Consider the following 8,624-nt stretch of genomic DNA (forward strand, 5'->3'; position numbering starts at 1 on the left):
GGCTGCGGCTGCGGCTGCGGCTGCGGCTGCGGCTGCGGCTGCGGCTGCGGCTGCTGACCCTGCGGCGTGCCCGGGGGTGCGTACGGTGGGGGCGGGGGGCCGAAGCCCGGTTGGCCTCCCGGCGGCGTCCACGGCTGTGGCGGCGGTGGTGGCGGCTGGTGGCCCTGCTCCGGCTGGTCCATGACTGATCGTCCCTCTGCCCCGTCGTGGTGACTCGTACCGCACCGTATCCCTCCCCCGCCCGTGAAACATTCCCCGGGGGCCACCGCATCAAGGGAGTGAGAGGCGAAGACGCGAAGAAGCGGCCACGGCCTACGCGAGCTCGTTCAGGGGGAGCCGGAGATGAGACAGGTCCGTGCGGACGGGTACCAGGAGTTCGCCGCGGCGCGCGCGCGGCATCTCTACCGGTCGGCGTGTCTGCTCACCGGCGGGGACACACATCTCGCCGAGGACCTCGTGCAGGAGACGCTCGGGCGGTTGTACGTGAAGTGGGGGCGGGTGCGCCGGGCGGAGAACCCGGCCGGGTACGCGCAGACCGTGCTGACCAGGACCTTCCTCGCCCATCAGCGGCGGCGCAGCAGCGGGGAACGGGCCACGGATGTGATCCCGGACGCGCCCGCCGCGCCCGGCTCCGACTCCTCCCTGCGGCTCACCCTCATCGAGGCGCTGGCCCAACTGCCGCCCAAGGACCGGGCGGTGGTCGTCCTGCGCTACTGGGAGGACCGGTCCATCGAGGAGACCGCGGCGGCGATGAACGCGAGTTCGGCGGCGGTCCGCACCCGATGCGTCCGCGCCCTCGCCCGACTGCGCGTCCTCCTCGGGGACGCCATCGGTGAGTACGTCACCCCCTGAGCGCCCGCTGGACGCCAACAGAACACACACAGTCACACCCTCGCAGAAACGGCGGTTCGTCATGCCCCTTGACCAGCACGAAGACCCCTTCGAGGGCAGGCTCGGTGACGCCCTGCGCCGGGCCGGCGACGCCTTCGAGACCGATGGGCACGCCATGGTCGGCGGCGGAGCCGTCCGTGGCCGGCGGCTGCTGTTCCGGCGGCGGGCGGCGATACTGAGCGGCGTCGCAGGAATCGCGCTCGTCGCAGTGGGCGGGGCGGTCCTGTTGCCCGGAACCGGCGACGGGGGCGGCAAACAGTCCGTGGCGACGGAGCGGTCCGGCGAGCCGGGGCCCCGGGACGACGACGGCAAGGTGTCGGGCGCCCGACTGGTCCAGCAGCTCAAGGATCTGCTGCCCACGGGGAAGTTCAGCGGGGAGTCGGCGCGCGGTACGGGCGCGGAGCCGGGTCCCTACGCGCGTGTCGTGTACGACGACGGCGAGGGCGGGGCAGCCGTACAGGTCGGGCTCGGGCGCATCGAGGCGGGCGACGAGAACGCCCGGCAGCTGACCGGCTGCCCGGACAAGACGTTCGTCGAGTTCGACGCCTGCACGGAGAGCGTCCTGGAGGACGGTTCGCGGCTGATGCTCTTCCAGGGGTACGAGTACCCGGACCGCCGCGAGGAGACCAAGCACTGGTACGCGCAGCTGGTCACCGCCGACGGGTACGACATCAGCGTCATGGAGTGGAACGCCCCGGCGCAGAAGGGCTCGCCCGTCAGCCGCGAGGAACCTCCTCTCACGACCGCCCAGTTGAAGGACATCGCCCTGGACTCGGGCTGGCGCAGGGCCATCGACGCCATTCCGGCGGACAAGGGGGACGAGGGGGACAAGCAGCCGTCGTCGACGGAGAGGCCCGAGGCCGGGTCCGTCGACGCCCCGATGGTGGACGGTGCCCTCATCCAGAAGACCCTCACCGGCCTCCTCCCCGACGACGTCCACGGGGTCGACGGGGGCAACGAGGCGTCGGACTTCGCCTACGTCGTCCTCGACGACGGCAAGGGGCGGAGCCTGGTGCAGATGAATGTGCAGCCGGGCATGGCGGATCTCGCGGACTCGTTGTTCGGCGCCGACGCCGAGACCCTGCCCGACGGCACGAAGGTCGCCACCCGGCAGGGGCCCGGCGAGAAGGGCGGCGAGGGGGTCGTCATGTGGACCGTGGACACGCTCCGCACCGACGGGCTGCGGGTCGTGATCAGCGCCTTCAACTCCGGCGCCCAGCACACGGCCGCGACCCGCGACACCCCCGTCCTCACCATGGCTCAGCTGAAGGAGATCGCCACCAGCGAGAGGTGGAAGACGCTCGGCTAGCCGACGCCGCTCCTCCTCGAAGGCGTCAGAGGAAGTCCGCCCACGGCTGGTCCCAGATCTGCTTCACGGCCAGCACCAGGAACAGCAGCCCCGCGAGGGCCAGCATCGCGTTGCTCAGGATGCCGTTGCGCCATTCGCGGGGTGTGCGGGAGGAGTTGAGGAGCCAGAGGAGGGTGGCGGCGAGGAAGGGGAGGAAGGCCGCGCCGAGGACGCCGTAGAGGATGATCAGGCGGAACGGCTGGCCCTGGAAGAGCAGGACGATGGGCGGGAAGGTCAGCCAGAGCAGGTACACACGGAACGGCCAGGACTTCTCGCGCCGGCCGGAGGCGACCTCCTCGCCCGTCACCGCGCCCTTCCTGCGGAAGCGTTCCACGAAGTCCGCGAACATCAGGCTCACGCCGTGCCAGACGCCGATGAGTGAGGTGTACGAGGTGGCGAAGAAGCCGATCAGGAAGAACTTGGCGGTGGCCGTGCCGTACTCGTCCGCCAGGATGTCGCTGAGCTGGATCAGCCCCTTGTCGCCGCCGGCGATGGCGATGTCGGCGGAGTGCAGCAGTTCGGCGCCGACGAAGAGCATGGAGATCACGAAGATGCCGGTGGTGATGTATGCGACCCGGTTGTCGAGGCGCATGACCTTCATCCAGCCGGTGTTGGTCCAGCCCTTGGCGTTGACCCAGTAGCCGTAGGCGGCCAGCGTGATCGTGCCGCCGACGCCGCCGACCAGGCCGAGGGTGTTGAGGATCGAGTCCTTCTCGTCGGGCAGGACCGGGAGGAGGCCGGCGAAGGCGTCCGGGAGGTTGGGGGTGACCCTGATCGCCAGGTAGACGGTCACCACGAACATGACGCCCACGAGGACCGTCATGACCTTCTCGAAGACCTCGTACTTGTTGAACCAGACGAAGACCAGGCCGCTCAGGCCGCACAGGACGGCCCACCACTTGAGGTCCATGACGTCCGGGAACAGCGCCTGCAGGGGCAGGGCACTGGAGGACATCGCGGCCGCGCCGTACACGAAGCCCCAGATCACGACGTACACGACGAAGAACCACGTCGTCCAGCGGCCGAGGCTCGCCCAGCCGTCGAAGAGGGTGCGGCCGGTGGACAGGTGCCAGCGGCCGGCCGCCTCGGCCAGGGAGATCTTGACGAGGCAGCCGATGACGGCCGCCCACAGCAGGGTGTAGCCGAAGTTACTGCCCGCGATGAGGGTCGCGACCAGGTCGCCGGCGCCGACGCCGGTCGCGGCGACGACGATGCCGGGGCCGATGTACTTCCAACTGGATTTGCGGGGTGTGGGGTTGATGTCGGATGTTGCCGGGGTGTCAGTGGGGTTTCCCGTGGTGTCCGCCATGAAGGTCAAGAAACCCCATGGGCCCCCACCAGACAAGAGGGCATGCCCGGGATGCTTTCAGGGGCGCGGGGAACCGCGCGACCAGCCACGACGGCGCCGCGGACGACCGACGGCCTCGGTGAACGGCGGCTTCGGTACCGGATGCCACCGAAGCCACCGGCCCCGCCGAACCCGCTCGACCCGCTCAACCCGCTCAACCCGGCGGAACGGAACCGCAGCCGTCGGACCCGCACGTCCCGAGCTCGAACCACACGGTCTTGCCCGGCCCGTCCTGGTGGCAGCCCCAGCGCCCGGCGAGCGCCTCCACCAGGAACATCCCTCTGCCGATCTCCGATATCCCCGTCGTCCGGCGCACCCGGGGCGGGCGGCAGTCCATGTCCGACACCTCGCAGCGCAGTACGCCGTGCGCGGCCGACAGGGTCAGCTTCAGTCGGCTCTTCGCGTGCACCAGCGCGTTGGTGACCAGCTCGCTCACCAACAGCTCCGCCGTATCGGTCTGGTCGAGCAGTCCCCATCCCTCCAGCTGCCTGCGCACCTGCGCGCGGGCCTGGGCGGCGGCGATGGGCCGGGGGTCGTACTCGACGCTCAAGTGGCCTGCACCCATGGGTGGTTGGGGGTACGAGGCGAAGTGGGGGCCGGAATCCGGAAGGAGACCCCCGGAGAATTGCAGCATGCTTCCAGGGTTGCCGCCGCGCGTACGCGGCACACGGGGAGGAATACCTGTTTCCGGCCCTGCATATACCTGTTTACCGCCCCAGTACATCCACAATTGGGCATGCAAGACACCGATGTGCACCTACGCGGTTGTGCGCGGCTTACGCGCCCCCTGACTGCTTCCCGCCCCGCCGCGGCCTGTTCCCGCGGGTTCCGGCCGCGGCGACTCCGCGCCCGCCACCCCCGCTCTTGACCTGGTCATGCCAGACCCGGACCATGAGCGCCACACCCGCACCAGGGCCTGCCGGGCGCCCCCACGGTCGTCGGCCAGGCCCGAGGCACGTCGCAAGGATCCACCCCCCGCTCCACTCCCCACTTCCGGAGACCCCGGAATTCCTGGAGAAAATAGGAGACTTCATGCGACTCCGCATACGCGGCAGGTCGGCGACGCCCGGCGGCACGGGCAGGAGATCAGGCCGCCGCACCGCCGCCCTCGCCACCCTGCTGACGCTGGCCCTCGCCGCCCCGGTCGCCGCGACGACCACGGACGCGACGGCGACGAGCGCCGAGCGGCCCAGGGCCTCGGCGGACGACATCCGCCAGTACGAGGTCCACATGCACTCGGACAGCAAGTCCCGCACGGCGCTGCAGCAGGCCGGCGTGACCGTGGACGACGCCGACGACCACTCGGTGTTCGTCTCCGGACGCGCGGACCAGATCAAGAAACTGAGGCAGCAGGGCTACGAGATCACGGCGCTCGGCGCGGCGCCGGACCGGTCGGGCGGCGAGGGCGACGTACGGCTCTTCGACTTCCCGTCCGCCGACTCTCGCTATCACAACTACGCGGAGATGACGAACGAGATCAACTCCGTGGTATCGGCGAACAGTTCGATCGCCAGCCAGCGGGTCATCGGCACGACGTACCAGGGCCGGAACATCGTCGCCATCAAGATCAGCGACAACGTCGGCACGGACGAGGCCGAGCCCGAGGTGCTGTTCACCCACCACCAGCACGCCCGTGAGCACCTCACCGTCGAGATGGCGCTGTATCTGCTCAACGAGCTGACCTCCGACTACGGGACCGACTCACGGGTCACCAACATGGTGAACAACCGCGAGATCTGGATCATCCCGGACGTCAACCCGGACGGCGGCGAGTACGACGTCGCCACCGGCTCGTACCGCTCGTGGCGCAAGAACCGGCAGCCCAACAGCGGTTCGTCGTCCGTCGGCACCGACCTCAACCGCAACTGGAACTACCGCTGGGGCTGCTGCGGCGGCTCGTCCGGGTCGACGTCCTCGGACACCTACCGGGGTACGGCCGCCGAGTCGGCACCCGAGGTGAAGGTCGTCGCGAACTTCGTGCGCAGCCGCGTCGTCGGCGGGGTCCAGCAGATCAGGACCGGCGTCGACTTCCACACGTACAGCGAGCTGGTGCTGTGGCCCTTCGGGTACACGACCGCCAACACGACGACCGGGATGACGGCGGACGACCGCAACGCGTTCGCGACGGTCGGCGGGAAGATGGCCGCGAGCAACGGGTACACACCCGAGCAGTCCAGTGACCTCTACATCACGGACGGGTCGATCGACGACTGGCTGTGGGGCAACCAGAAGATCTTCGCCTACACGTTCGAGATGTATCCGGGGTCGGCCGGGGGTGGCGGCTTCTACCCGCCGGACGAGGTCATCGCCCGGGAGACCGCGCGGAACCGGGACGCGGTGTTGCAGTTGCTGGAGAACTCGGACTGTATGTACCGGTCGATCGGCAAGGAAGCGCAGTACTGCTAGCCGCGGGGTTCGTTCCGTGAGGCTGTGAGGCTGTGAGGCTGTGAGTGGGGAACTGCGGGCCCGTCGTGGCTGGTCGCGCAGTTCCCCACGCGCCTCAGGGGGCGCTGTCCTCGGCCTCGGCCTCGGCCTCTTTTTCCTCAGCACCTTCGTCGAAGTACGCGTCCAGCACCTCGTCGATCTGCTTCTCCCAGGCCGCGTGCTCGGACTTGGCCTTGGCCTCGATCTCGATGGGGTACCAACGACTGTCGGGGGTGTGGACCGTGACCGTGAAACGCTTGCCGAGGCGCGGGGACTCCGTCTCGATCGCGCCGATCTCGTCCCAGCCGAACTCGCACTCCTGGTCGTCCAGGCGCAGCCGTACGCCACGACTGTCGGCGACGATCTTCGCGCGGCGGTCGGAGGCCTCGAAGACGGGACCGTCGGTCACCTCTTCGGCTGCTTCCTCGGCTTCCGCGTCGGGCGTGTCCGAGTCCGCTCCCGCGTCATCGTCTTCGTCTTCGTCTTCGTCTGTGTCGTCGTCCTCGGAGTCCGCCTCGTCGTCGGCCGAGGTCCTCTCGGCCGACGCCTTCGCGAGAGACGGCTTCTCGGCGGCAGCCGGCTCGTCCCGCTCCGGGGCGGCCTCGTCCGGCTCCTCGGTCTCCGTCGGCTCGACGGGCTCCGTCGGCTTGATGTCCTCCGGCTCCTCCTGCTTCTCCTTCTTCACGGACACCGGTGCCGTGAGTCCGGGGATGTGCGACGGGTCGACCGCGGCGGCGGCCAGGGGCTGGTTGTTCGAACCGATGCGCTGCTCCACAGCGGGCAGTATGGTCGACGACCCTGTGCCGGGGACAGTCGGGCCAGGCATATGTCCGTATCTGGGTTTCACGACCCCGCCCCCCGCACCCTCCTCCATACGGACACGTCCGTACGAACAGGCTCAGTACGGCCGCCATCGCGAAGCCCGCGAGGGACAGCACGGTCCGGGGTGGAGGCATGGGGATCCCGGGCAGGGGACCCCACACCCCCTGAGGGCGCGGGTGTCGGACTCAGTCGTCCAGTACCGCCAGCGCGTCGATCTCGATCAGCAGGCCTGCCGGGAGGCCGACGTACACCGTGGTGCGGGCCGCCGGGACTGCCGTGAGGTGCTGATCGAAGTACTCGTTGTAGAGCGCGTTCATCTCGGCGAAGTGGTCCACGTCGGTCAGGTAGACGCGGATCATCAGCACGTCGTCCCAGGTGGCGCTGCCCTCTTCCAGGATCGCCCTGACATTGGCGAGGGTCTGGAGGGTCTGCTCGCGGAGGGTGGGGCCGGCCGGCGTCGGGGGCCGGCCCTCGACGGCCGGGAGGAAGCCGACCTGGCCGGCGACCTGGAGGATGTTGCCCTTCCTGACGCCGTGGGAGAACTTGGCGGGCGGAGCGGTGTGGGTCGTGGGGGTGAGGGCGACCTTCTCGTTCCTGTCACTCCTGTCGTTCCCGTCACTCTTGTCGCCCTTGCGACTCTTGTCGTTCTCACCGGTCGTGTCGGTCATACGGTGTCCTTCGCTGGGGTTCTGCCGGAGTACTCGCCGCTGATCGCGTCCGCGACGCGGCGGACCAGCGGGAGCAGGGTGAGGAGTTCGTCGGCGGTGACGACGACGTTGGGCGCGGAGACCGACATCGCGGCGACGACCCGGCCGTCGGTGCCGTGGATGGGCGCGGCGACGCAGTTGATGGACTCCTCGTGGCCGCCGAGGTCGGTGGCCCAGCCCTGTTCTCGGACCCGTGCCAGCTCCTTGAGGAAGGCGGCAGCGTTGGGCGTCGAACGGGGCGTGTACAGGGGGTAGTCGAGCTTCTCCGCGAGGGCGCGGCGCTCGGCTTCGGGGAGGTCGGCGAGGAGCAGCTTGGCGACGGCGGCGACCGTGATGGCGACCGGCTTGCCGATACGGGAGTACATGCGGACCGGATAGCGGCTCTCCACCTTGTCGATGTAGAGGACCTCGTTCTCCTCGTGCACGGCGAGGTGGACGGTGTGGCCGCAGTGTTCGTTGACGCGTACGAGGTGGGGGTGGGCGATCTCGCGGATGTCGAGGTTCTCGACGGCCTCCTGGGCGAGGGCGAAGAGGCGGGCGCCGAGGCGGTAGCGCTGGTCGGACTGGCGGTAGACCAGGCCGTGCTCGTGGAGGGTCCGCAGGAGGCGCAGGGCCGTGGACTTGTGGACGCCCAGGCGGTCGGCGACCCGGCCGAGGTCGGCGGGGCCCTCGGCGAGCAGCGGCAGGATGCTCAGCGCGCGGTCGACGGTCTGGCTCATGGGGTGAGTACCTCCTCGGGGGCCTGATCGGCTTGCGTCCAGCCGGGGCCGATTCGAAGTCTCCCCCACGCGTCGTCGTCCAGGGCCGCCAGGCGATCGGCGTGGTCGCGAAGCGGTGGGGCGGCGAGGTCGCCGGGGACGGTCAGGGCGGCCGCGGCCATGAGGTGGCCGTGGCGGAGGCGGTCGCGGGCGGGGAGGGCGCGGAGGGTGGCGGAGAGGAAGCCGGCGGCGAAGGCGTCGCCGGCGCCCACCGGGGTGACCACGTGCACCTGGAGGGCGGGGACGAAGGTGGTCGTGTCCGTGGGCGGCCGGGTGCGCCCCGTCGTGGGGGCGGCCGGGGCCGGGGTGGGACCGGGGACGCGCCG

The 8,624-nt window shown here is 70.0% G+C and carries 10 protein-coding genes; 4 read left to right on the forward strand and 6 right to left on the reverse strand.

Annotation, left to right across the window (positions count from 1 at the left end; genetic code table 11):
- The 3 genes from AWZ10_RS51430 to AWZ10_RS08945 form a co-directional block, all read left to right on the forward strand.
- Positions 1–188, forward strand: a 188-nt coding sequence (locus AWZ10_RS51430) for a hypothetical protein (RefSeq protein ID WP_208618470.1), incomplete at its 5' end; no start/stop codon positions are given.
- Positions 189–342: 154 nt separating this feature from the next.
- Complete coding sequence (locus tag AWZ10_RS08940) at positions 343–852, forward strand: SigE family RNA polymerase sigma factor (protein ID WP_046704150.1); 510 nt, start codon at positions 343–345, stop codon at positions 850–852.
- Between the two features lie 61 nt (positions 853–913).
- Complete coding sequence (locus AWZ10_RS08945) at positions 914–2,200, forward strand: hypothetical protein (protein WP_060890818.1); 1,287 nt, start codon at positions 914–916, stop codon at positions 2,198–2,200.
- A 25-nt stretch (positions 2,201–2,225) separates the two neighbouring features.
- On the opposite strand, the gene AWZ10_RS08950 is transcribed toward AWZ10_RS08945, so the two are convergent.
- Positions 2,226–3,548: an Nramp family divalent metal transporter gene (locus AWZ10_RS08950; protein WP_046704152.1), complete on the reverse strand. Its 1,323-nt coding sequence runs from the start codon at positions 3,546–3,548 to the stop codon at positions 2,226–2,228.
- A gap of 193 nt (positions 3,549–3,741) precedes the next feature.
- Positions 3,742–4,152, reverse strand: coding sequence for an ATP-binding protein (locus tag AWZ10_RS08955; protein WP_060890819.1), 411 nt, complete (start codon positions 4,150–4,152; stop codon positions 3,742–3,744).
- Between the two features lie 467 nt (positions 4,153–4,619).
- Between AWZ10_RS08955 and AWZ10_RS08960 the strand changes: the two genes are divergently transcribed.
- Complete coding sequence (locus AWZ10_RS08960; RefSeq protein ID WP_046704153.1) at positions 4,620–5,993, forward strand: M14 family metallopeptidase; 1,374 nt, start codon at positions 4,620–4,622, stop codon at positions 5,991–5,993.
- A gap of 94 nt (positions 5,994–6,087) precedes the next feature.
- On the opposite strand, the gene AWZ10_RS08965 is transcribed toward AWZ10_RS08960, so the two are convergent.
- From AWZ10_RS08965 to AWZ10_RS08980, 4 genes are all read right to left on the reverse strand, one after another.
- Positions 6,088–6,786: a hypothetical protein gene (locus AWZ10_RS08965; RefSeq protein WP_046704154.1), complete on the reverse strand. Its 699-nt coding sequence runs from the start codon at positions 6,784–6,786 to the stop codon at positions 6,088–6,090.
- 232 nt (positions 6,787–7,018) lie between these two features.
- The gene (locus tag AWZ10_RS08970; protein ID WP_244172444.1) at positions 7,019–7,501 is read right to left on the reverse strand and encodes a RidA family protein; all 483 of its coding nucleotides are present in this window, start codon (positions 7,499–7,501) and stop codon (positions 7,019–7,021) included.
- Entirely contained in the window at positions 7,498–8,259 is a 762-nt protein-coding gene (locus AWZ10_RS08975; RefSeq protein WP_046704155.1) for an IclR family transcriptional regulator, read from the reverse strand. The genes AWZ10_RS08970 and AWZ10_RS08975 overlap by 4 nt, the downstream gene beginning before the upstream one ends.
- Positions 8,256–8,624: PfkB family carbohydrate kinase (locus tag AWZ10_RS08980; RefSeq protein ID WP_244172445.1), on the reverse strand; the 369-nt coding region annotated here is incomplete at its 5' end. The genes AWZ10_RS08980 and AWZ10_RS08975, both read right to left, overlap by 4 nt.

The sequence above is a fragment of the Streptomyces europaeiscabiei genome (assembly GCF_001550375.1).
GTDB lineage: Bacteria > Actinomycetota > Actinomycetes > Streptomycetales > Streptomycetaceae > Streptomyces > Streptomyces europaeiscabiei.

Excerpts from the sequence above, each read along its gene's own strand:
- AWZ10_RS08955 (WP_060890819.1), bottom strand. The coding sequence starts at position 4,152 with ATGGGTGCAGGCCACTTGAGCGTCGAGTACGACCCCCGGCCCATCGCC.
- AWZ10_RS08960 (WP_046704153.1), top strand. The coding sequence starts at position 4,620 with ATGCGACTCCGCATACGCGGCAGGTCGGCGACGCCCGGCGGCACGGGC.
- AWZ10_RS08940 (WP_046704150.1), top strand. The coding sequence starts at position 343 with ATGAGACAGGTCCGTGCGGACGGGTACCAGGAGTTCGCCGCGGCGCGC.
- AWZ10_RS08945 (WP_060890818.1), top strand. The coding sequence starts at position 914 with ATGCCCCTTGACCAGCACGAAGACCCCTTCGAGGGCAGGCTCGGTGAC.
- AWZ10_RS08970 (WP_244172444.1), bottom strand. The coding sequence starts at position 7,501 with ATGACCGACACGACCGGTGAGAACGACAAGAGTCGCAAGGGCGACAAG.
- AWZ10_RS08950 (WP_046704152.1), bottom strand. The coding sequence starts at position 3,548 with ATGGCGGACACCACGGGAAACCCCACTGACACCCCGGCAACATCCGAC.
- AWZ10_RS08975 (WP_046704155.1), bottom strand. The coding sequence starts at position 8,259 with ATGAGCCAGACCGTCGACCGCGCGCTGAGCATCCTGCCGCTGCTCGCC.